This window comes from Bacillus sp. FJAT-22090, from assembly GCF_001278755.1.
Taxonomy (GTDB): Bacteria; Bacillota; Bacilli; order Bacillales_A; family Planococcaceae; genus Psychrobacillus.
This window is the reverse complement of record NZ_CP012601.1, coordinates 1,143,708-1,166,704: the sequence shown is the minus strand read 5'-3', so window position 1 is coordinate 1,166,704 and position 22,997 is coordinate 1,143,708. Positions and strand designations below refer to the sequence as shown.

Annotated in this window: 29 protein-coding genes and 4 pseudogenes; 7 read left to right on the top strand and 26 right to left on the bottom strand. The window is 33.7% G+C overall.

Translation table 11 applies throughout. The annotated features are described in order from the left end of the window. Positions 1–78: 78 nt before the first annotated feature. The 3 genes and pseudogenes from AM499_RS06195 to AM499_RS06185 form a co-directional block, all read right to left on the bottom strand. Positions 79–1,212 carry an FtsW/RodA/SpoVE family cell cycle protein gene (locus AM499_RS06195; protein WP_053589376.1) on the bottom strand — a complete coding sequence of 378 codons (1,134 nt, stop codon included), beginning with the start codon at positions 1,210–1,212 and terminating at the stop codon, positions 79–81. Continuing rightward, positions 1,188–1,577, bottom strand: a complete 390-nt coding sequence (locus tag AM499_RS06190) for a helix-turn-helix transcriptional regulator (RefSeq protein ID WP_053589375.1) — start codon at positions 1,575–1,577, stop codon at positions 1,188–1,190. The genes AM499_RS06195 and AM499_RS06190 overlap by 25 nt, the downstream gene beginning before the upstream one ends. Next, a pseudogene (locus AM499_RS06185) lies at positions 1,568–2,047 on the bottom strand (sigma-70 family RNA polymerase sigma factor). Before AM499_RS06185 ends, AM499_RS06190 begins: the two are co-directional and overlap by 10 nt. 295 nt (positions 2,048–2,342) lie before the next feature. Here AM499_RS06185 and AM499_RS06180 point away from each other — a divergent pair. From AM499_RS06180 to AM499_RS06170, 3 genes are all read left to right on the top strand, one after another. Continuing rightward, entirely contained in the window at positions 2,343–2,567 is a 225-nt protein-coding gene (locus AM499_RS06180) for a hypothetical protein (RefSeq protein WP_053589374.1), read from the top strand. A gap of 180 nt (positions 2,568–2,747) precedes the next feature. Next, on the top strand, positions 2,748–2,951 hold the full coding sequence (locus AM499_RS06175; protein WP_053589373.1) for a hypothetical protein: 204 nt from the start codon (positions 2,748–2,750) through the stop codon (positions 2,949–2,951). A 20-nt stretch (positions 2,952–2,971) separates the two neighbouring features. Then, positions 2,972–3,265: a spore coat protein gene (locus tag AM499_RS06170; protein WP_053589372.1), complete on the top strand. Its 294-nt coding sequence runs from the start codon at positions 2,972–2,974 to the stop codon at positions 3,263–3,265. Between the two features lie 198 nt (positions 3,266–3,463). Here the strand turns inward: AM499_RS06170 and AM499_RS06165 are convergent, their stop codons facing one another. Next, positions 3,464–3,685, bottom strand: coding sequence for a helix-turn-helix domain-containing protein (locus tag AM499_RS06165; protein WP_053589371.1), 222 nt, complete (start codon positions 3,683–3,685; stop codon positions 3,464–3,466). A 10-nt stretch (positions 3,686–3,695) separates the two neighbouring features. Next, positions 3,696–4,178, bottom strand: a complete 483-nt coding sequence (locus AM499_RS06160) for a DUF2975 domain-containing protein (RefSeq protein WP_053589370.1) — start codon at positions 4,176–4,178, stop codon at positions 3,696–3,698. A 288-nt stretch (positions 4,179–4,466) separates the two neighbouring features. Here AM499_RS06160 and AM499_RS06155 point away from each other — a divergent pair, with 288 nt between their 5' ends. After that, positions 4,467–4,919: an AraC family transcriptional regulator gene (locus AM499_RS06155; RefSeq protein WP_053589369.1), complete on the top strand. Its 453-nt coding sequence runs from the start codon at positions 4,467–4,469 to the stop codon at positions 4,917–4,919. 186 nt (positions 4,920–5,105) lie between these two features. Beyond that, a complete protein-coding gene (locus AM499_RS06150; protein ID WP_053589368.1) occupies positions 5,106–5,483 on the top strand; it encodes an SET domain-containing protein in 378 nt (125 codons plus the stop codon). 365 nt (positions 5,484–5,848) lie between these two features. On the opposite strand, the gene AM499_RS06145 is transcribed toward AM499_RS06150, so the two are convergent. From AM499_RS06145 to AM499_RS06125, 5 genes are all read right to left on the bottom strand, one after another. Then, complete coding sequence (locus tag AM499_RS06145) at positions 5,849–6,586, bottom strand: hypothetical protein (RefSeq protein WP_053589367.1); 738 nt, start codon at positions 6,584–6,586, stop codon at positions 5,849–5,851. Between the two features lie 182 nt (positions 6,587–6,768). Further along, positions 6,769–7,191, bottom strand: coding sequence for a hypothetical protein (locus tag AM499_RS06140; protein ID WP_053589366.1), 423 nt, complete (start codon positions 7,189–7,191; stop codon positions 6,769–6,771). A gap of 161 nt (positions 7,192–7,352) precedes the next feature. Beyond that, positions 7,353–7,871: an NUDIX domain-containing protein gene (locus tag AM499_RS06135; RefSeq protein ID WP_053589365.1), complete on the bottom strand. Its 519-nt coding sequence runs from the start codon at positions 7,869–7,871 to the stop codon at positions 7,353–7,355. A 491-nt stretch (positions 7,872–8,362) separates the two neighbouring features. Next, complete coding sequence (locus AM499_RS06130; protein ID WP_231687539.1) at positions 8,363–9,103, bottom strand: alpha/beta hydrolase; 741 nt, start codon at positions 9,101–9,103, stop codon at positions 8,363–8,365. Between the two features lie 271 nt (positions 9,104–9,374). Next, positions 9,375–9,563: a hypothetical protein gene (locus tag AM499_RS06125; RefSeq protein ID WP_053589364.1), complete on the bottom strand. Its 189-nt coding sequence runs from the start codon at positions 9,561–9,563 to the stop codon at positions 9,375–9,377. Between the two features lie 406 nt (positions 9,564–9,969). Between AM499_RS06125 and AM499_RS06120 the strand changes: the two are divergent. After that, positions 9,970–10,245: pseudogene (locus tag AM499_RS06120) on the top strand (IS3 family transposase); the annotation flags it as partial. Positions 10,246–10,452: 207 nt separating this feature from the next. Here the strand turns inward: AM499_RS06120 and AM499_RS21270 are convergent. The 15 genes and pseudogenes from AM499_RS21270 to AM499_RS06065 all read right to left on the bottom strand — a co-directional run bounded on the left by AM499_RS21270 (position 10,453) and on the right by AM499_RS06065 (position 21,673). Next, a complete protein-coding gene (locus AM499_RS21270; RefSeq protein ID WP_082355184.1) occupies positions 10,453–10,572 on the bottom strand; it encodes a YjcZ family sporulation protein in 120 nt (39 codons plus the stop codon). A gap of 464 nt (positions 10,573–11,036) precedes the next feature. Continuing rightward, on the bottom strand, positions 11,037–11,804 hold the full coding sequence (locus AM499_RS06115; RefSeq protein WP_053589363.1) for an ABC transporter permease: 768 nt from the start codon (positions 11,802–11,804) through the stop codon (positions 11,037–11,039). Positions 11,805–11,809: 5 nt separating this feature from the next. Beyond that, on the bottom strand, positions 11,810–12,727 hold the full coding sequence (locus tag AM499_RS06110; RefSeq protein WP_053589362.1) for an ABC transporter ATP-binding protein: 918 nt from the start codon (positions 12,725–12,727) through the stop codon (positions 11,810–11,812). A gap of 13 nt (positions 12,728–12,740) precedes the next feature. Then, positions 12,741–13,055 carry a DUF1048 domain-containing protein gene (locus AM499_RS06105; RefSeq protein ID WP_053589361.1) on the bottom strand — a complete coding sequence of 105 codons (315 nt, stop codon included), beginning with the start codon at positions 13,053–13,055 and terminating at the stop codon, positions 12,741–12,743. Continuing rightward, positions 13,048–13,377, bottom strand: coding sequence for a PadR family transcriptional regulator (locus AM499_RS06100; protein ID WP_053589360.1), 330 nt, complete (start codon positions 13,375–13,377; stop codon positions 13,048–13,050). The genes AM499_RS06105 and AM499_RS06100 overlap by 8 nt, the downstream gene beginning before the upstream one ends. Positions 13,378–13,631: 254 nt before the next feature. Next, positions 13,632–13,921, bottom strand: a pseudogene (locus AM499_RS06095) (RNA polymerase alpha subunit C-terminal domain-containing protein). Positions 13,922–14,215: 294 nt separating this feature from the next. Further along, positions 14,216–14,599 carry a VOC family protein gene (locus AM499_RS06090; protein ID WP_053589359.1) on the bottom strand — a complete coding sequence of 128 codons (384 nt, stop codon included), beginning with the start codon at positions 14,597–14,599 and terminating at the stop codon, positions 14,216–14,218. Positions 14,600–14,681: 82 nt separating this feature from the next. Next, positions 14,682–14,980, bottom strand: a pseudogene (locus tag AM499_RS21265) (ArsR/SmtB family transcription factor). A 268-nt stretch (positions 14,981–15,248) separates the two neighbouring features. After that, positions 15,249–15,371 (bottom strand): hypothetical protein, encoded by a 123-nt coding sequence (locus AM499_RS22220; RefSeq protein WP_269432410.1) that lies wholly within the window; start codon positions 15,369–15,371, stop codon positions 15,249–15,251. A 97-nt stretch (positions 15,372–15,468) separates the two neighbouring features. Next, positions 15,469–16,797, bottom strand: coding sequence for a DUF4652 domain-containing protein (locus AM499_RS06085; protein WP_053589358.1), 1,329 nt, complete (start codon positions 16,795–16,797; stop codon positions 15,469–15,471). Next, positions 16,784–16,942, bottom strand: a complete 159-nt coding sequence (locus AM499_RS22365; protein WP_442853789.1) for an RNA polymerase sigma factor — start codon at positions 16,940–16,942, stop codon at positions 16,784–16,786. The genes AM499_RS06085 and AM499_RS22365 overlap by 14 nt, the downstream gene beginning before the upstream one ends. 555 nt (positions 16,943–17,497) lie before the next feature. Beyond that, complete coding sequence (locus AM499_RS06080; protein ID WP_053589357.1) at positions 17,498–18,421, bottom strand: alpha/beta hydrolase fold domain-containing protein; 924 nt, start codon at positions 18,419–18,421, stop codon at positions 17,498–17,500. A gap of 330 nt (positions 18,422–18,751) precedes the next feature. Further along, on the bottom strand, positions 18,752–19,159 hold the full coding sequence (locus AM499_RS06075; protein WP_053589356.1) for a GNAT family N-acetyltransferase: 408 nt from the start codon (positions 19,157–19,159) through the stop codon (positions 18,752–18,754). Between the two features lie 265 nt (positions 19,160–19,424). Then, positions 19,425–20,642, bottom strand: a complete 1,218-nt coding sequence (locus tag AM499_RS06070) for an MFS transporter (RefSeq protein ID WP_053589355.1) — start codon at positions 20,640–20,642, stop codon at positions 19,425–19,427. Continuing rightward, positions 20,639–21,673: an ArsR/SmtB family transcription factor gene (locus AM499_RS06065; protein WP_053589354.1), complete on the bottom strand. Its 1,035-nt coding sequence runs from the start codon at positions 21,671–21,673 to the stop codon at positions 20,639–20,641. The genes AM499_RS06070 and AM499_RS06065 overlap by 4 nt, the downstream gene beginning before the upstream one ends. A gap of 217 nt (positions 21,674–21,890) precedes the next feature. Here AM499_RS06065 and AM499_RS06060 point away from each other — a divergent pair, with 217 nt between their 5' ends. Next, a complete protein-coding gene (locus AM499_RS06060; protein ID WP_053589353.1) occupies positions 21,891–22,250 on the top strand; it encodes a VOC family protein in 360 nt (119 codons plus the stop codon). 312 nt (positions 22,251–22,562) lie between these two features. Here the strand turns inward: AM499_RS06060 and AM499_RS06055 are convergent, their stop codons facing one another. Next, entirely contained in the window at positions 22,563–22,865 is a 303-nt protein-coding gene (locus AM499_RS06055) for a hypothetical protein (protein WP_156316764.1), read from the bottom strand. Positions 22,866–22,997: the final 132 nt, after the last annotated feature.

Sequence of the window (22,997 nt, the reverse complement as noted above, 5' to 3'; positions counted from 1 at the left end):
ACATATGATTTACGACGCCACACACTAAGTCCGAATCCAATCATCATTGCCGCAATAATGGTTGGCATTAAGCCATAACTAATAAAGGGATGACATCGCCATAATTGGCAAAATACCGATAGTCATGCCAATATTCACGACAACTTGTGTGGCAAATAGAGTCACATTGCCAGTTAGTAAAAAGCGACCAAATGGATCACGAATCTTTTGAATCATCACGAGTAAACGAATGATACAGACGAATAATAAAACAGCGATGAATAAAGCTGGTCCAAACCCGTAAGAACGAATAATCCCAGCAAAAACAAAATCTGTTTGTAATTCTGGTATTCCTTCAAATGGAATAGCACCAAACCATTTCGCCTCACTGTTTAAATGCTGCAGACGTATATAGAGATAGCCAAAGCCCTCTGCATAATTGTTCGGATTGATAAACCCATAAATCCTCGCTAACTGATATTCCTTAGCATTTACTAACATAAATGCAATGAACGTACCACCTACTATAGCACTTGTCACTATTGTGATCATTTTCGTTTTGATTGTGTGCTTACTACATAAGAAAATGATTATGAACATTATTGTATGTAATATAAATGCGATTAAATGTGGTTGCAACATAAATAATAGAGAAATGAAAGCAAATACGGTGAACCCACCGAATAATGAACGTTTTTCCGCAAAGTGGCCAGCCCAGCCGATGACAAGTATCGGTAACGTCCATAAACTATCTATACTAAAAGCACCTAATTTCAGCTCTGGCTTGCCATTTAGATGATACGTTGGGAAATACACAAGTAATAGCAACAACAAGATAGACGCTACAAAAAACCATTTTGAATGCTTTGCGATTTTTCGGTAATCATATTGGTAAAGAACAACGACTAATCCTACACCAAGAAGAATGGTAAAAACCTTTTTTGGATACGCTTGTACTTCAAGTGGTAAAAAGCCACATAATAATAATACACAAAATGCAGCAATGAGCACCCAATCTAATTTAGGCTTATGAATTTTATTCATTGATTCACCAAGAGCGATAGGACTTCCCATGTCTTGAATCGCTTTTATCATCGCTTCCTCTTTAGAAAGCCCACGCTCCATATGTTTTTTTTGCGCTAGTGTTAAATGTTGCGTTAATTCCTCCGCCACATTAGCTTTAGCCTCTTTGGATCGAATAAGCTTTGTTACTTGCTGAATAAAGCGTTCCATTTAACACCTCCGATTGGTTTATCCGTCAGTGCGAGCTGCTTTTGTCCTTTTCTCGTAAGGATATATACCTTCTCGCCATTCTTCCAAAAGCCATTAATGAGTTCGGCACTTTCTAATTCATGTAAGCATCGGTACAATAACCCTTCATTTTGAAAAATGGCTTGCTCACCACGCATATGCAGTAATTCTACCAGCTCGAATCCTGACTTTTCGGTTTCCGTGAGTCCAAGTAATGCACATTTTATGTCCTCGACAGAAACGAGCTGTTGAATTTTTTTATGAACAGCTTTCTGTTCACTTTCACCAAATTGCACTTCTTGGAATGTATGCTTTTGCATCGCCTGTTTTAAATTCTTTAAATCCACTCACTCACCTCCAACTGCTCTTTTAAAAATTGCTTCGTTTTACGGATTCTTGTTTTGACCGTATTTTCATTAATCGATAACATGCATGCTATTTCCTTGCTCGTATAACTTTCAAAGTAAAATAAATAAATCACTTCACGATACATGATGGGTAATTCCATCACCATTTTCGCGAGTCTTTCTTGCTCGTCTTGCTGAATAACCTGTTGTTCCACATTACTGCTTGCCTGCATGTCGACCCCAACATCCACCGTCACAAGAATATTCTTGTTATACCAGCTCTTTAAGTAGTCTTTGCAATGATTAATAGCAATCCGTCACATCCATGTTTTCAGCGTGGATTTCCCTTTATATGTGGGATATGCCTCGTAGCATTTCACAAAGATTTCCTGTGTTAAATCCTGTGCGAGTGCCTTGTCCTTTACGTAGGTATACACTAGCTGCAATAAATCTTGACCATAGAGCATCATGTCATCAATTGGGGTATGTATAGATTCTATTGATAGTGATACATCATTCACATATTTCCCTCCTTTACAATGATTAGACGAGTATCAGATGGAAATAGTTTGCAATAAAAACAAGTATCAACATACATTTGCTTATTATAATCCTTTTATATAAGTACACTCTAAATCAACTAAATCTCCCGTTAATTTAAGTGCATTTCTACACAACAGTTGATTAGTAATGTAAAAATTAAGGTACACATCGAATTATTATCCGTTTTTGTTACATGCTATTAAGTAATTAAGGGGTGAAAAAATGAAAAAAGATGAGTTTTTAAAGATGGAAACAGCTGAAGCAAATATTGACTTAGATGAAATAAAGAATAAGGACAATAAAATTACCCCCAAAAAGGGAGCTAGCTCTACAACTGAGGTGAACATTGCCATCCAAGAAGATTTCTATGATGATAGCCATGAGGAAGTACTCTTAACATACATGCACAGTAACACTCCAGCTATTAAAATCAATGGGAAAGATTAAACAATTAAAAACTAGTTACATGTAATAAGTACTGTTGAAATGTTTCGGTTTGTACCAATTTCACAATTAATTAAAACAAATTTATAAACGAGTTAATCAAAAGATATTCTAATAAAGGATAAAATAGCTCCATACAAACAATACTAACTTTACATTATTGTGTTTGGGAGATGAAACAAGATGACCGTCCTAACAATGAAAGAATTGGCATTTATTGAAGATGAAATCCGTTCAGAAGTGATAATCGCAAAAACGATGAACTGGTGTGCAACACAATGCAAAGACCAAGAGCTAAGTAAAACACTGGAGGAGATGGCAGAAAAACACCAGTTAAAAATTGCCGACCTTTCCCAATATTTTAACCGAACTAACAATATTCAATAACTGCAAAAGGTGGGGTTCAAATGCCAAATAATATTGCGGAACGCGGTTTAACAGACCGTGAAATACTTCAGCTTTGTCTAGAACTGGAGAAAGGACGCTGCCGAAGCATCAGCAATACCATGTTAGAGACTGCACATCAGCAGCTACGGGAAATTTATGAACAATGTTTTGAAAATGCGAGCTCAAACCATTATCAGCTTTTTGAGATCTTGAGTAAGAATGGCTGGTATAAGACCGAGCTTGCTTCTACGGAGCAGGTTGGCAATGTACAGGAACTTATGCAAAATAACCTGCATCCAGATGACCAGTTGTAAAAAATACCCAAAAGCGTACATTTAAATGTACGCTTTACATATGACAAAAAGAGGTGCTAATGCTAATAGCAAAATTCAATGCCACATTATTAGAAATTTAGGATCATGCATGAATTTAATGAATGGATTGGACTAAACCCTCCATTAGTAGAAAAAGAGTTGCCGAAGCAACTCATCCTCAATGTATAAATTACTGTATTATTCTTGAGCGTCTTCCTCACCAAGGTATTCCAAAAGATCTCCAGGCTGACATTCTAAAGCCTTACATATTGCCTCTAAAGTTGATAATCGAATCGCTTTTGCCTTTCCATTTTTCAATATAGAAAGGTTAGCCATTGTTATTCCAACCCTCTCTGAAAGTTCTGTTACGCTCATTTTCCTTTTGGCCAGCATCACATCAATATTGATTATAATTGGCATGTTATTCACCTCAGACTGTTAAATCATTTTCAGATTTTATATAAATAGCTTCTTGTAATAGCCATTGGAGAACGGTAGCAAAGACTGCAATAACAATTGAAGCAAAAATTATGACCATTCCAATTAGTATGATTCCTGGAGCGTCGTCTCTCTCAGCCACGAGATAGAAGAGTGGCATGCCTACTGCAAATATAGTACTGATTGCAATTGCACAGTATTTTATATTCTTTAGAGCTCTTACAGATAATTCCGAGAAAGCTTTATTCTTGTCAATATAGCTTAAAAGTTTAAAAGCTTGATACAGAGCAAAGTAAAAGGGTATTGCAGCTGCATACAAATCGATAAAAACAAGATATTTCAAATGAGCTATATCTGGATACAATTCTGCTGCAAAATTTGCTATCTCAGGTACCAAAAATATGCATAGAGCTAGAATAGGTATACCCATAAGAATAACAGCTATCTTTAAAAAGAGTGTTGATCCACTTTTCATAAAAAGCACCTCACTTATTTATTTTCATTTTGATTTTATCATAGCTTTTATCGTTTTACAATAAATAATTATTGATACTAATTATTTTTTTATTGATTTGTAAACATCTCCTTAATTTTAGACACGATATATAACATACCTCCATGTACAAGTTATAGTTGAAGAATGAAATTATTATTTTAAAATATATCCAAAAATCTTAAAGAAGTAATATGTATATATTTTTTAAGCATGCTACATTCGATATGTAGCAAACAAAAAATAAATGTAGAAAGGTTGAAAGAACTTATGAAGTTAAAAGTAGAAACACTTCCCAACTATCGCATCGCTTATATGCGACGAATTGGTCAATACGGTCCTGCAAATATGGAAGTAATGGAGAAGTTAAAAAAATGGGCAACGGAGAAAAATCTTCTTGAGACTGCAATTCTTCTTGCAATTCCGCAAGATAACCCTGAAACAACTGTTCCGGAAGACTGTAGATTTGATGCTTGTATTGTGATTTCAAAGGATTATCAACTAGATGATTCAATTTGTGAAGGTGAACTTTCTGGTGGAAAATACCTTATTTACGAAGTGAAACATACAGCAGACGAAATTCAAAAAGCATATACCGATATTTTTCATACTCTAACAAATAATAATGAATACGAAATTGAAAACAAACCTATTTTGGAAAGATACACGGCTGAGATGATCAATAGCTCTTATTGCGAAATATGTGTACCTGTAAAAATATGATATTTTATCATATATAGAAGATCAAGTGGATTATAGCTCCTACTTCTCATTCTTCTTTCATAAATCTGCCCAGTAAGTTGAATAAGTTCTCCAATAAAGGCGTTGAAAAAACAAAAAAAGAGGTACAAAGAACAAATTAATGTTAAAGTTAGAAAGTAAATTTTAAAAGTGAGTAGGAGAACAAATATGATCGAGGTAAAAACATCTCCAATAAGTGATGGAGAATTCAACAGAGGAGTATTTGCTACATGTGATATAAAAAAAGGAATGTTATTACATGAAGCACCTGTTATTTCATATCCAAACGAGCAGCATCAATTCATTGAACAAACCTTACTCGCGGATTACGCTTTTGAGTATGGGACAAATAAATCTGCTATCCTTTTAGGTTATGGAATGCTGTTTAACCATTCTTATGAACCTAATGCAACATATGAGATTAATTTTGAAAATCACACATTTGATTTCTATGCTTATGCAGATATTAAAGCAGGAGAAGAAGTTCTAATCAACTATAATGGCGACGTTGATGACAAAGAACAACTGTGGTTTGATCAGGAATAAAAAGACATAGCCATTCTTGACGATTTACCTTCCGAATTTCTACAAATTTTAAATACAAAAAGAAGCCATTTTGAAAGAAGTATATTCAAAATGGCTTCTTTTAATTTTTTAATTAATATTCTGTTTTATAAAAAAGTTCCAACACATATTGTGTTCCTTCTTACCCACTAGTTCGTACTTTCTATTCCAGATAACTTTTTTTATTCGCATTTGCTTTATTATTTAAATTGATCCATCATACACACCTAAAGACATATTAATTACCCATCGAATAATAAATAAGCTACCACTAAACTGCTTCCTATGTTTTTTAACGAAAGCACCTCGTTAGTTTAAGAAGAAAAAACCTATCATCAACTCAAAGATTAGTTCTCTGATATTAATCGTACAAATTCAGCATTACTCGGCAGAGAGTCCGATTCAGGAACTTCATTATAAGAATAATTTTTAAAAACCCCAACTATTTCTAGTTGACCATCCTCAGGTAAAGTCTCTAATTTATCGCCCAATGATTTTCTTAAATCTTCATTGTTTGTAATTTCAAAAAAGATACTTCCTTTTTCAAATTGCCATAATGTGTGTGGCATGGTCTCTAAATTCTCTTTGACTATAAAGGAATACTCTCTTTCACCACTCACATCATGTATGATGGAGCCTTTGACTTTAAATTCACCAGTGAAATTTATAGAGTAACCTGTTGCGTCATTAATTGACTCACTCTTTACATCTGAAACGATTAGATCGGCGATTTGGTTACCCGTTTTTACTTGATCAGGAGAAAAGATACTCAAAGCATCGGCGATGGTACGATTACCCGATCTGGAGAATCCTAGTACATTCTGATAACGATTAATTATTTCTTTTTGTTTTTCATTGTCGTTCTTTAATGAAGTTATTTCACTAGTTAATTGTTCTTTTTTTCTAGATGCTTCCAAGCTAGCTATTTTCAAATCTAATTCTAATCCCTCTTTAACTACTGATAACTTTGCATTTTCTTGCTTTAATTGTTCATTTTCTTGTTTTAAATCATACCCAGACCCGTTATTAGAACATCCACTCATAATCATTATAGAGATTATGATTATCGTATAAAAATAGCTCACAGACACCCTCCCAGTTTTAACTACTCGTAATTTTTCATTATCAAATCGTATAACTCGTTAGTCCAACTTTAAGTAAAGTATGCCTTAAAACGCCTTCTATTTGTTCGAAAATTTACATATATTAACTTATTCAACACCATCCACACATAAACCTTCTTATTCCACTAACCTGCCCCGTTAGCTCAATAAGAAAAAGGGCTGTTTAAGTGACTAAACTTGAAGTCTTCCTTCATTTCAACCAAATAAAAATAATCCTCTTTAATAACAATAGAGATAATAGTATCTCCTTTTGTAAAAAAGTGGACGTGCCCCATTTGTTCTTTTTCCAACTCTTCCCAGCCCCAATTTTTAATTTCTTCAAAATATTCATTTGGTGGATAAAGTCCTTGTTCTCCTCCAAAATTCTCAAAACTATATTTTTCGCTTTTTTTAATATTAGGATTATCAAATTGTGCTTTACTTGATTCCGCATTTGCTGGAACAGGAATATCTTCATTTATTTCTGCTATTTTATAACTGCCACTTTCATCAGGGGAAGATGAACAACCGACCAACCACAATAACAATAGGCACATTGTATATAATCCAACTTTTCTTATGTTCATAAAATCCCTCCTCAAGACAATATTTAAATTGAGTTTCTTGATTGAACTAACCTGCCCATTCAGTTGAAGAATAAAAAAGGCTTTACTCCTTCTGGAAGTAAAGCACCCCTTAGCACATTAAGCGATCTTATACAGAATATTCGCTTCACTGTTTCTGAAATCTATAAGCTTAATATATTTTTGAGTTTCTTTAAAACAAAGATTTCACGTTTTACCCAACCGTTCTTTTCAATATCAAAGCTATTAATAATTTTTTCATTTTGCTCAATTGCATCATGAAGGGAAACCCATTCTGGTCTAAACCCCTGTGCGGACTCATATTCATCCAATTGTTGAGCAATTCTTTTATCGTTTATTAATTCACAAAGATAATAGTGTGAAGTCATTTGGAATAAAGCGTTATTGTCATATTCGTCTAATTTCCTTTCAATAACTGACCCCAGCTTGTCTTTAATTATACAGTTAATATACCCAGTTTCTTCTGCCACTTCACGAATGAGACACTCCGAATGGCTTTCATTACCTTCAACCCCGCCGCCAGGAAATTTATAATCCCCTTTATTCGAATGAACTAAAAGGATTTTATTTTTATGAAATATAATAGCTCTTATAGCTTCTCTGTATTTAACCTTAATATCCCCTTGACCGTGTTGTTCTTCTATCACCTTATTAAAAATCATTATCCCTCCTAGGTGTTTCTATTCTTTCTATTTATACTTCAATAAAATAATGAATTAATCCTCTATTTTCTTAGAACATTTTTTTAAGATTCAATATTCTTCTTTCACTAACTTGCCCCGTTAGTTTAAGTGATTTTTTTCACTTTCTTCTTGATATAATATCCAAAAAATCGCCTCTATAAAAAACTATCGTGATCTGACCCTATAAAGTTTTATCAAAAATACCAACCAATATTTTACGATAAATAAAAAGTATCCATTTTGATAAAAGATTGATCAAAATGGATACTTATCTAACAGATTTAAGTTCCGGTTATATTAAAAAGTTTGATTCTTTTCTATCTGTGTTGCTCCACAATTGGGTTCAATTGTAGAAGAAAATAAGGTGCTTTTATACAAGAACCACTTATTCTAAATACCGTTAGTTGAATAAGGAAACAGCAATACTCCTTCTTGAAGTAAAACTACTGTTAGTTGAAGATTCATTAAAACTACCAAGATAAATCATTTAAGAAAGAAAGAATATCTTTGTTCACGTCGTTAATGTCCGTTCCTAATGTCATTAAATGTTTAGAGTTCGGATACCCCTTCATTGTTTTTAGATTCGTCGCAACGCTTTGAAAAATTACCTCTGCACTCTCTTTATACAATGGTTCATCTAATTCACCATATAATATACGAATTGGCGAGTTTAATAGTGCTAATTTATTCATCGTTAGATCAATTACCTGTTGGAATTCATTTAATGAATCGATAGGCATATTTTGAAGATGTATCATTTCTAAATTTATTTGTTCTTCATTTTTCCCTTCAAGTTGTTTATATCCTTTTGCATAATGAAAGACACGCTTTTGTAGAAAAGTAGCTTCCCGATGTATTGGCACTGACATTGTCACAACACCATTTATCTCCAACTCTTGACCAACTTTTAATGCAAACACACCACCAAGAGAAAGACCAATCACAGCTATTTTTTCAAAACCTTCATCCTTCAACAACTGGTAACCGTTTAGTACATCTTGCCACCAATCTGACGGTCTATATGTGAGAAGTTCTTCAGCTGTTAAACCATGCCCACTGTATAATGGTGCATAGCAAGAATAATTGTTCTCTTGCAAATACTTCGCTAACTTTTTCATATCATTCGTATTGCTTGTAAACGAATGTAATAGTAAAACGGCTTTCTCTCCGCCTTTATAGAAAAAAGGCTTAGGGGGTACTAGTTTCATCATTATTTTGAATACCTCACTAATATATTCTTAGACTTTAATTAAATAGCTGAACTTCGAATTTTAATAATTCCTTTAAAGTATAACATCCATTCGTTATTAACTAACCTGCAGCGTTAGTTTAAGTGTACATTTCACATATGTTCATCGAAATATACTTGATATTTATCATAAAATTAGAACATATAATAATTTTCTTCTTTAACTAAAGCACCCGTTTGTTTAAGTACATTTCAAAATGAACTACTTCCCTCTAAACCATTTCCAAAAACTCCTAAATTTTACTAAACCAACAACCAATTAGAAAAATACTCGCTACCCCCCAAGCTGTGGTTCCCACTATCCACCAAACTATGGATTCGGTAGTTGAACTTTTCTTACTTTCCATATTTCTTTTGATAAAAACGAGAACAACAAATCCGATTATGATGAAACCAACAGTTACCCAAAGTAATAAATCCATTCTCTCTCCCCCTTTTTTTGAATTACTTTCCTATCCTGCTACGTAATTTAAGTAGATCCATTCGCTATTTCTATTATATTTTAAACATAAATATCCAATTACCTTCTTTAACTGAGTTAGACGTTTGATATGAACGATTGTTTCAAGTCTTTATTGAACTAACCTGCTGCTTTAGTTGAATAAGAAAAAGAGCTGTATAAACAGCTCAATACGGTTAATCGATATGACAATGCTGCATTTAAATACTCTTCTACTACAACTTTAAATTCATAAAGGGGTACTAGTGATTACTCATTCTTTTTTACCCTCACTTTATAATCTTCATTAATATTCTTCCTAAAGAAATTAAGGGCCTTATGTTAGGCTCTATCTAATCGTAGTTTCTTACATAGGAAAGAATTGATGCTGGCATTATCAAATGAAGCTATATCGTCACGCATTAGAATGTAGGGGTATTGTACAAAATATGTCTTGTAAAGGAAACTGTTACGACAACTCTGTGATGGAGAAATTCTTCGGCATTATGAAATCGGAATTCCTCTATTTAGAGTTGTTTGAAAGTGTGGAGCATTTTAAAATCGAATTAGAAAAGTATATTATGTATTACAACACGAAACGGATGAAGGCAAAATTAAAAATGAGTCCGGTGCAATACCGAACTCATTTTTACCAAGCTGACTAATGAAATACCCGTGTCTAACTTTTAGGGGTCACTTCACTTCAGAGCAGGTCGATTTTTTGAAGAGAAAATACAAAATGGGAGATTATCGATATTGTTTTACCTACCAATTATTCATCCCTCTATAAACCGTGAAATTTTCACAAAGGAATAGAGAAGTTTTCAAAGCTGAAACGCTTGATTATTTTAAATAATCAACATCTTAATTGTTTAGTATCTAATAAAGGTAGCTCCCACAATAATAAGTAGAATAAACAACACTACAATTAAAGCGAAGTTAGATCCGCTATTACTGTATCCGCCGTATTGGCCTCCACCATATCCAGACATTTATTCCCCCTCCTTTCTTATTGATATCTATAGATTATGAAAAGATTACGAAATGGTTAAGGTAATTTATCATTGAATATGGAATTTATTTTGTTATTTTCTGTGGAGGATCTTTCAACGAAGTTTCATTCAAATAATAAAAACCCTACCCACAATACATGAACAAGGCTTGTAGTTATAATCATCTTACCCAATGGAACTGTTCAACTTTGTTCAGCTCCTATTTATTCAACGAATGGTAGAATGATATACATAATTACAAAACATTTGAAGACCTTTCTTTAGCGACAAATGAATATACATTCCTATAATCATGATAGGTTTCAAAAACTATTAAACGGCCCTAGCCCTATGGAAAATAGAACTAAAGCCGGTTAGATCACTTTTATTATTTCCACTATCTTTTTTGCTGTTTCGATACTAAATATTTATAATAGTAACGACTAATTTGCAGCAATGACTCTTTAGACTCTTCCATAAACCTTCAATCCAAAAATATATGAAATCAATATTATTAACACCATCCAACCGAACGACAGCCAAAGATCATTCCCAACAGCCTGCGAGTCTAATAGATTTCTAATGGTCTGAATAATCGGTGTCATTGGTTGATTTTCCGCAAATATTCGAACTACCTTTGGCATTCCTTCGACAGGAACAAAAGCAGAGCTGACAAACAGTAGCATCAATAAGATATAAGAAAAAGAACTAGCTCCTTCTATACTTCCCGCAGCTAAACCAAAAGGAACTGAAATCCATGTTAATGCAAGAGAAAAAAGAACAATCAACAACGCTACAAGTAACCATTCTAAAAATGTTGCATCACTTCTAAATCCAGCTATAAATCCTACTATCAAAACAACTAGAATTGAAACTATCATAAAGATAACTGACGCAACCACCTGACCACCTAATACGGATGACTTTGCGATAGGCATTGACTTAAACCGATCGAACATCCCTGATGTTTTATCCAAATTAATTCGTAACGAAGTGTAAGCAGAACCAGTGGAAATCGTCATTAATAGGATTCCAGGAAGGATATAGTTAATATACTCATCCTCGGTTACGCCTGGAATTTGGATGGCTCCACCAAATATAAAAACCATACCCAATAACATCATAACAGGCATCGCAACAACGGTAATAAGCGTGTCGACACTACGTATATTATGTTTAATGATCCGATTTGCAAGCGTTAATGTGTCACTTAAATTTTGAAAAACATTCATAATTTTCATCCTTTCGTAAGTGTCATAAATACATCATCAAGAGTTGGAGTAATCATTTTGAACATCTTGAGTTCAATTTTTTCAGTTGTTAGGGTATTCAATACGTTCAAGGTCGTTTTGATTTCTTCATCTAAATCTATGGAAATCTCACAATCTGCCCTTTTGATAGGAGAATAAGATACCAAAAGTTTTAAAGCCCTTTCAGTATCTTGAAGATTATTAAATACAAGAAGTAATTTATCTGCTCCTGCCAAACGTTTCATTTCATCTGGAGTGCCATCGGCAACAATTTCACCTTCACGTAAAAAACCGATTTGGTCAGCTAAATAGTCTGCTTCCTCTAAATATTGCGTCGTTAATAAAATGGTTTTCCCTTGGGACTTCATTTCTTTAATCGTATTCCAAAGCTCCTGCCTGCTTTTCAGGTCCAATCCAGTAGTAGGTTCATCCAGAAAAATGATTTCTGGATCCCCAACTAAACTCATGGCTAAGTCAAGACGTCGACGCATTCCTCCTGAATAAGTAGAGACAGCTTTATCTTTCGCTTCTGTCAGATCAAATTTATCTAACAGACCCTCGGCAACCTTTTTCGGATTGAGCTTATGTCGCAATTTTGCAATTAGGTGAAGATTTTCATATCCAGTAAGCACACCGTCAACAGTGGTATTTTGCGAACTAAAACTAAATAACTTTTGTGCTGCCACCGGATTGTCAGCAACATCAATATCTTTAATTGTTACCTTTCCACCATCACTATTTAATAGTCCTGTAACAATTTTTAATAGGGTGCTTTTCCCGGCTCCATTTGCCCCTAATAAGGCATAAATCGAGCCAGCTTTAACCGTAATATTGACATCTCTTAAAACTTCATTCCCTTTAAAACTCTTTTTAGTATTTTTGATTTCTAGGACGATTGTGCTCATGACTATCTCTCCTTTATTTCATAGAATCCCTTAATTTTTTTCTCATTTTGTCCATCCATGTTTCTTCTGGAAATTCTGCTAATAAGGAGTCCGCAAATTCAGCGATATCATTTCCGACTACATCTCGCACACTTAATCCATCCGTAGCACTGTTCTCGAACATCTCTAAAATATTGCGTAAAAGCTCTAGCATGCTTCCTCCCTTTGCAAAATTCCACATATAACTTTCAATAGCTTTCATTGCTTTTCTGTATTCTTCCGGTAATTCATTTACTCTTTTTTGGTATGCACGAAATTCTCGTTTTTCTTGGATCATCTTCTTAAACATTTCTTTGCTCCTTTATTTCATTCATTTTTTCCTCTAAGAATATCCAACGTTGCCAAAACTCCTTTAATTCTTCCTCCCCTTTAGCATTTAGCTTGTAGAATTTCCTCGCAGGTCCAAGTTCAGATTTCTTCTTCTCAATCTCTACGAGCCCTTTTTTCTCAATTCGAACAAGAATGGTATAGACAGTTCCTTCCACAATATCCTCAAAACCCAAATCATTTAGGTACTTTGTTATTTCATAGCCATAGGTTTCTCCAGCATGAATCTTTTGAAGCACCACTCCTTCAAGAACACCTTTAAGCATTTCAGTTAAATCCTTCATATATCCTCCTAACAATCTACTTAGTAATACTGAGTACTACTATATAGTATTACAAAGTAGTTGATTGTGTCAAACCCATTTTTATTTTTATTTACTTCTTTTATGAATCCTTGGTAGAAAAGAGGATGAAGAACTATTGAAACAAAAAGACTGGACCCATATTGGATCCAGCCTAAGTTAAGATTACTTTTATTTTTGTTGTTCAACTGAAGCACCCGTTTGTTAAGTAAAGTACGTCAAGTATTTTAAATTATTTATTCTTTAAATGATAACCCTTCTCCTTCTAATGAAGTTCTCATAATAGGTAAGGAAGCTGGTCCAATACCATGAATTTTTAAAATTTCTTTTTCAGTGTAATTGGATAGTTCTTGCAAAGTGTCAATCCCTTCGTGAACCAATGCATTTCTTGCAGGTGAACTAAGTTTCGAAAGGAAGCACTTTTAGGCTTATTCTCTTTATCACTGGTTGGGCAACTTGGACATTCACTACTTTTGTAATACTTATGTCCCTTTTCACAAACCCTTAAACTTTTTTCTACTGTCAAAATAATTCCTCCAAACAAATTCTGTAACAAATTTTAACATATTATATTTTGTATATTAGTTATACAATCTCGACAAAAACTATGCATGTCCCTAATTTAAGTGAAGTGATTCACAATGTTACATTTCTATTGTAGTATGATAACATTGTCATTTATTTTTAAACTTTAAACATGTATAACCCCGTCCAATTAGGACAGGGTTAGCATAAAAATGTTTAATTTTGATAAAAAACATCACCGTACTTAAAACTTACCAATAAAGTCGTTCAGAATATAGATTATTTCGTCATAAAGTTACTGCTGAATTATCTGAATAAGGTTGCCGCATGTATCGTCAAAGACAGCTATTGTGAATTCGCCCATTTTTGTCGGCTCCATAGTAAACTTCACGCCTCTTTCCATTAATCGTTTGTACTCTGCGTGAATATCTGCAACCCCAAACATTGTTACTGGGATGCCCTCAGCGAATAACTTCTTTTGATACTCTTTTGCGGCTGGATGGTTATTCGGTTCAAGTAAAAGCTCGGTACCTTTTTGATCTTCGGTAGAAACAAGCGTTATCCACCTAAATTCTCCTGTGGGAACGTCATGCTTTTTTACAAATCCCAGTGTTTCTGAATAAAATGCTAGTGCCTTATCTTGGTCTTCTACGAATATACTGGTAACAATGATTTTCATAATGTTTTTGCCTCCTTTGATAGTTGCGACGTATGGGACTCTGCTCACAATCTGGCAACAAGCAGAAAAAACCATACATTCTTCAGAAATATTTTAAATAAAATAACTCTATCCATCCTTTCAGCAAATTTTTAAGTGGTTCGTTGTTGAAAATAAGTACTCGATATTACCCTTTCGTTTTGATTTTACGAGCCCTGCATCTTCCAATACAGAAAGATGTTTAGCTATCGCCTGTCGAGAAATGGAAAGGTCGTGCTTCGTAATAAGACGTACCGTAAGTTCATACAACGTCTGCTCGTTGCGTTCGGAAAGTTCGTCTAATATTAGCCGTCGAGTCGAGTCGCCAAGTGCTTTGAATATAGATTCGTTGTCCCAATTCATATATCGAGAATAAGCAACTCTACGGTTGCTCGTCAAGCATATGCAATTGCATGGTTGCGTGATAAAGGAACCGGATCATGCAATATTTACATGTGAAAGTCAAATAATTGTAGTTGTGCAATTATATAAATTGGAATTCAATAAAAAAGTGCATTAATCCTCATTAGATCAACACACTAGTTAAATTTATAAGCACCTTGTATGTTTTTTTATTTTTAACACGTTTCTTATTGAACTAACCTGCCCTATTTGTTCTTATGATAGTCTTTTAATGTCCAATAGCTTTTAGCAAATATCCGATGTGCGTAAGTTGCATAGATATTATTACACTAGCGAATGCAATGACTATTAAACAAACTGCTTTAATTAAATTATATAATTTCTCACTCATCTAATATCCCACCCTCTTATATTTAATACCTAAACGCAAATATGAAATTATGAGTGTCAAGTTGACTAACTTTTTAGTATATCTAAAAACTAACTAATTAATTGTAAGGAACTGTAATTGTCTCTTCCTCTATATGACCTTCACTGTAATATTCATCGTCATAAACATGTTTTCGATAGGTGAATTTACCTTCCCCATTGCCCTTGATATCCATAATTTCTTCGTTTTCTTTCAAGTCTTCAAGTACTGGAACCGTCGTATACTCTTTTATGTTCATCTCATACAGTTGACCACCTCTTGTTACAGTGCCGTGTGCAAATCCAACTATCACAAAAAGTCGGTTTTCATCTATCCATTCCACATACTTAGGAGTGTATTGACCATCAATATTATCTTTGAGTTTGTAAATGACGGATTCATTTGTATTAAAGTTTTCAATAACTAGAACTGCTTCCCCTTCTTCCTCTGCTAATTCTCCTCGACCGGCAATTGTTGCTTGCTTTAAACCTTCAGGAGATTTTTTCCATTCAGAATGTGAATTAGGTTCATAATTAGTTTCTACATCACTTTCAAAAAGTGACATAGACTTTTCTTCTAGTACTGAGGGGGTTATTGTCGACAAATCAGTATTCAAAATAACTTCGTATTCTCCAGTCCCCTTATTAAGCTCTGCAAACTCCCATTTCACCTCACCAAAACCTCGTACATAGTATCTCCTCATCCATCTATTATTCTCGTTGTCTGCACATTCTAAAATCAGAACATCCGAAAAACTACCATAGGTTGTTGTTACTTCACCGGAGGTTTCGATTACAGACCAATCTCCATATTGATTGCCTACTTCAAAAGGAGCTTCGAATAAAATTTCCTTCACGGGAAGTTTATTTAGTTTTTCAATAGTCCATTGGATTCGGGGTACTCCATCTGCCATTTCCTCATAAACTATTTCTATATGGTTATCCTTTAAACGATAAATACGTTCTACATTTCCTCCATCATTAATGATATTTTGTCGAACATAATGATCATCTAACCAAGTTGTTTCTATTTTGACGCCACCATTTTCAAATCCACCTAAAAATGTTGCCTTCGATCCATCAGGAAAGAAATATTGTCTTAATATCTCGTAATAATCTCCCTTTTCTAAAGCTAGTTTTTCATCGACATCTTCTATTGCGGGTACAGTTAATGGAGGTTCCAGTTCTGTCATGCTTACATTATCTACAACATTACCGAATGGAATTAAATAGATACAAAATGCTATTAGACTTATAAAAGCAGTGATCGTTGCATAATATCGCCAGCCTACTACTTGTATGTTTTGATGTTGTTTTCCCAATTTCAAATTTACTCCTTCTTGTACACGATTACCCCTTTTGGATGTATCACTCAATATAGCGTTCAGCTGACGCTTAATTCCCTTCATTTAGAAGCTCCTCCCATTGCTTATGTTTCAATTGTTCTTTTAACAGTGCACGAGATTTCTTTAGTCTGGTCTTTACTGTGTTGGAAGATATCGATAACATCTGGGCAATTTCTACAATAGATAACTCCTCAAAGTATCGGTAGATGATAACTTCGATAGCGCCAGCTTTTTATATAATCCATGCATTTATTTATAGTGTTCTTTGTTAAATAGGTCTTTATAGATAAGACCAGACGCAATTCTTGTTCCGCCAAAACACGATCCATCCCTTATTCCCCTCTGATTCTCTTTGACTATTAGACGATTCACAACTGCAATCCGTTTTCAAAACAGTATAAAATATTGTATAAATTTACTAGTTTTAGTTTAGAGGCAAATAAAAGGATCATTTTAATTAATTGGTCCTTTTAACAGCTTAACCGAGGGTAATTCCTTAATGGTACTTCTATGGGATTTTAAAAAGAAAAGGTGATAAAGGAATTCTGCCAAGTGCCCCTCGCGACAATTGCGATTTCTCTCGTTCGATTAATTCATAAGGTAGTCAGTGTTAGTAATGATACTGGGTTCTCCGTGTCATACTTTTTGCACCCGTTAGTTTAAATGCAAACCTTCAAAATCTTATAACCTGAGCATTTAATGACAAAAATGCTGCCTAAATGACGCTCTAGGTCTCTAATAATTTGCAGTTGAAAGACCTCAATTAGTTATTAATGATCTCAATAATTTTTTGTTGAGCATCTTTAGCTTCAGGGATTGGCATTACAACAAACACATGATTCATTTTTGGATATACAAATGTATTGATTTCAATTCCTTGCTCTGTTAGTTTTTCATCAAGTTTCATAGCATCTGGATATAAACCTTCGTGTGTTCCAATAAAGTGAGTGATTTTCCCAAGTCCTTTAAAGTTACCATAGATTGGACTAATTAATGGGTCATCTATGTTCTTATCAGCTGCCCAAATCTTTGTAATCACTTCCATTCCTCCAATAGCCAACATTGGGTCCTTTTTTTCATATTCAGGTATTAGAGGGTTATCAAGCCCCATATCAACACATGCAGATAACAAAATGATATCTTTTGGTTGAGGTATATTATTCGTCTTTAAGAGATGTGCCAAACCAAGTGATATATTTCCTCCTGCCGAATCCCCCATGATGGTCAGTTGTATAGGACTTTCAACTGTTCCAAGGATTTCTTTATATAGGTTTAAGAGTTTTGGGTAGGTGTGCTGATAATTAAAATTAGGTACTTTAGGGTAAATAGGAGCAATAATTTTTGCATTTAATGATTGAGCCATTTTATCCATGAACCTCCAGTGAAAAATTAAAGGTTGATTAGTCCAGGCACCTCCATGTATATAGAGAATTACTTTTTGTTTCAAAGATTTTTGGTCATTTAATGTAAAAACCTTTATGTCCTCAATTACTTGCTCCTTAATATCGGTGGAAAATTTAACATTCCCTATAACATATGGCTTAATATTTTCAGTTCCCCTTTGTTTTACGAACTGCGAGGTATGTTCAATAGTGGAAAAACCCTTTTTTGTATTTCGCAAAGTTAGATATTTTTCAAAAAGATAACTTTGTATAGAACGTTTTTTGCTATAAATTTGTAAACTCATTTTTATATCCCCTTTTTTATTGCTGATTCTGTTCAGTTTATGAAAAAACGTAAATAGTTACTTATCTCTTCATCAGAAATTACTAATAGATTTGAAGCATGTTTTGAATAGAACGTAGGGTTCCAATCTTCTTTTCAAGTTGTAATTCACAACACCCTTTAAAACAACAAACCTAATATTTTTTACATTTATTAACTTATTCAATAACATTTCAAAATACTCCTTTTAACTAAACTGCCTCTTTAGTTCAATAAGAAAAAAGAGCTGCCTAAGCAACCCATGATCATTAACTTAAACATCCTTTAGTTAAATCAAGAAATCAAATTAAATCTATCTATTTATATTTTTTGACATCCCGATAGTGAATTTCCTAAACCCAAAAGTTTCATAATATGGTTCTAAACTTTCCACACACATTAATTGAGGAATTACCCGATTTTGCTCACAATGTTGAATTATTCGATTCACCATTTCCTTGCCGATTCCTTCTGACTGATAGCTTGGTAGAACACACAATCCACAAACTAATCCAGTTATTACACCGTCTGAAATAACACGTCCCATACCGACTAATTGTTTTTCATCAAATGCGTAAATCGCATACCAACTTTGATTGCACATTCGCTCCAAATAATTACTTGTTAATTTAAGTGAATTCCATCCTAAAGATTCATATAAGGTTAGTAATTGCTCAAAGTTATTAGGGGGTTCTATCGTGTAATTTATAGATTTTCCCATATAATTACCTCCTGATTTTTGTATATTATAATCAACACATATTGTATAAATGTTTCTCATGCTTCTCCAACTTGTTTTTGTACTGATGTTCTTCTATTAAACCACTCCTCATGAGAATAGTTTTTAGCTATATTTCCCCATATAGCAAATGCTTCTTCATCTTTTCAAAAACTCCTGCTTATTGAACTAAACTGCCCGTTAGTTCAAAAGGTTCAACAAAAAGAGGGTAAAACACTAAGAACGCTCTTTTAATAGAAACTGATTGTTATTTCTCCTTTACACCAATAAAAAATTTATTTAAGTGGTTAACTGAACTAATTAAGAAGAACATGGCAGGAAGTACAATTGATAAACCGATAATGAGGTACATGCTCCGAGTGCTAATATCGAAAAAAGCTGATGAAGCAAATAATATCCCAACAGGCATAGATACTCTAAATATAAAAAGACGAACAGCACTTAGTTGAGTTAAACGATTACGAGGAGCTTCTTGTTGGAAAATGGCGGCACTTTGTGCATTAAAAAGAGGAAATAATAGCCCTCCCATTAATTCACATAACCAAGCGAATTGAATTGTTTGTACAAAGAATAAAAGAATAAACGATAATCCTCCACCAAGTAATCCTAGGTACATAACCGATGGAGTTTTGGGTATTTTTAAAAGTAGTACCGTACCTAAAACATAACCCACAGGAAAAGCACCTTTAAATATTGCATATTGCCATGGTTGGCCACCAAGTTCCCCTTGTATAAAGGGTAAGCTTAAAACCATCGTAGCTCCTACAGCAAACTGAACTGTTGATGAGAGTACAGTTAGTCTAAGCAGAAGGGGAAAACTAAAGAAAACTCTGTATCCCTCTTTTAGTTCTTCCCACCAAAACTTTTTTGACCATGTTGCCATTTTATTAATACTCATAACAGGCATTCTGGAAAGTGAGATAAAACTTATCAAAAACATGATAGAAGACACTAAATAGATATATTGCATCGGAATAATCAAAAGTAATAAAGATGTAATTCCTGGAGCGATAATACTCATAAGTCTTAGTGTAGTGTCCAACAAACCGTTTGCTTCAACAAGTTCATCTTCCTTACATATTTCAGGAATTAAAGAAAAGGAAAGGCTTGCGTATATCGGTTGCATCAAACCCAACACACATTGGAGCAAAACCAATCCAATCATTATTCCAATTTCTGATCCAATCAGATACCCCGCAAGAGGAATTAAGTATGCTCCAGCTCGTACCAACTGAATATTTCGAAGCATTTTTTCTTTCACAACATGATTCAAGAAAGGTGCACTTATACTTTGCAATAGAAGAGATGGAATAAAATATATCAACCAAATAGTTGCCATCCATTCTTTGGAGCCCGTAAGTTCATACAGGAGTAACCCATTTATAATCCCGCCTGCAGCACCACCAAATTCAGATACAATTTGACCAACCCAAAGTGCTTGGAAAGATTTTGAAAGTTTTCTCATTGATTTTCACCAAGAAATTTACTAAGATGACCAGGGAAAGCATTAATATGAGTTTTATTGATTGTGTAAATTCCTTTGTTTACTTGAACAAATTTGGCTGCTTTCAATAAGGAAAGCTGATGGTGAATGGTTGTCTTAGAAACATTGAATTGTATACTTAAATCTTGTAAAGAAGATGCACCTTTCGTCAATTGGTAAAGTATCTTCAGTCGTACTTCATCACCTAATGCTTTATGTCCACGAATCAATTCCATAGGAGGAATGCCTGGTTCCAAAAAATACTCTTCCCTCAAGGGATAAAAAAATAACTTAGTCTCAGGTGTTCGTACCGTTAAAGTCCAGGGACGATAGGACACTTGAGGAATAAGCTTTACCATCCAAACTGATGGTTCAGGAAAATATTCAACTCCGCCGGTAATCATTTCAATGGCCTCAATTGGTTTTGTTTTATCTATAGAATGATATTGTTTCCCTTCAAACTCTATTGCTCGATTCCACTTTGTCCACTCGTCAAACTTCGATATCCAATCAAACCATTCGTTCAGTACGTTAATAAAATTCTCAATAAGTTCACTTTGCGAATACCGTTCAAGATTAAGAACATATCCTTCTAAATAATCGTGACCCTTAAAATAGGACGCATATTCCTTAAAGTTGCCGCCTTGATCTATCTTATTAATCAGTTCCTTTCGAATAATTTCACTCTTACGGTCTTTATAGGGCAGTAGTGTTCCATAAAACTCTCTTCTATCCATATTTAACATCTTGTTAGAAAATTCCTCTATCGTTTGTGCTGAATAATTGTCTTGCAACAAGATTAAGCTGTACCAGAAATTAGTCTTTTGGATTTCCTTTAATGATTCTTTAAGTGTATTTGGCATAGTTGATGACTCCCACCTTTGATCTAAATCAAAAGTGTGCCTTATTTGACCATGGGTGTAACCAGCAATCCCAAGGATAGTTTCCCAAACAGGAGATGTTTCTACTATTATTGACACTGATTCAGGTTCATCTAAATTTACATACTTCAATTAAGTACCCCCCATAAGATTATTAGTCGACTTAATTTAAACAATACATATTTCGAATACAAAATTCAACATTTTTCGAATTAATATTCAAATTTTTTTCTTGTATTAACCTGATCCGTTAGTTTAATGAAAAACAAAGTGAAAATGTTATTTTAAAAAAAGATAATTATTAATAGTGTAGAATATAGCTAATAATACCGAAAATAGGAGGACTAATATGAAAAATCAAGTTTGTGTTATAAGCATTTACGTGCCAAATTTAATCAAAGCAATTGACTTTTATACTAATACTTTAGGTTTTGAATTAAACAAACAGTATGGTCCGAAGATTGTATCACTAGTACATGAAGAGTTACCACTTGTTTTAGAAGAGAAAGATAATGCAACCTCTAATCAAGATATTTCTGGAGTTGTATTAGGATTGCGAACTGAAGATATTTATGAAAAAGTTAAATTCTTAAAAGAGAAAGAAGTAAATTTTATTATAGATGAACCAACTAATTGTCCTCCGGGAAAATATATTAGTTTTAGAGACCCCTTCGGAAATGTTTTAGAATACCTCCAATTTGAAAATTAGTAACAAGTATAATAAGTTCAACATAACTGTTGGACTTTTTTAGTCTTCTTTCTAACTACCCTTTTGCTTTTTTCTATACTTAAAATTTAACACTCCTGCCATTCCCCAAGAATTTATTTTTCTTTCATTACACTTTTACACAACTACTTAATGGAGCACGGAAAAATAGACTATCAAATGATGGTCTTGTTTATCTAAAGCACCACGTTAGTAATAAATCATTCATTTATTAAGGTAAAATCTTCGCTTATTCCATTCCATTCTACTTTTATTACTAACTCATCTTCTTGTAGATGGGCTATTAGAAATCGGTTAATCTTTTTGATACTTGCCCTCTTTATTTAAAGAAGCATTATTCTCACCAAAATCTATTACTCCGTTACTCCTTGCTTCAACATAGTAAGTAAAAGTTTCAATATCCTGTTTGCTATATCCTTTGTAGTAAATCTGGATTTGATATGTTTCGTCTCCGTTAGTTTGATTAACAGATAATTTGGATGACCAATTTTCACCCTCGCCAACAAAAACTAAATCGTTCTTATATCTCTGGCATGCAAACAATAATAGGATTACCAAAAATAAAGTTGCTAAAATAAACTTTTTGACAGAAATCACTTCCCATTATCAACTGGTTTTATCAAAAATTTCTCTAATACTTTTTAACTCATGCAAAAGGTATTTTTTGTTTTAGAAACATTTTGGTCGAACTGTGATTTAAGTATTGATTCTAAACCCTATATGAATACT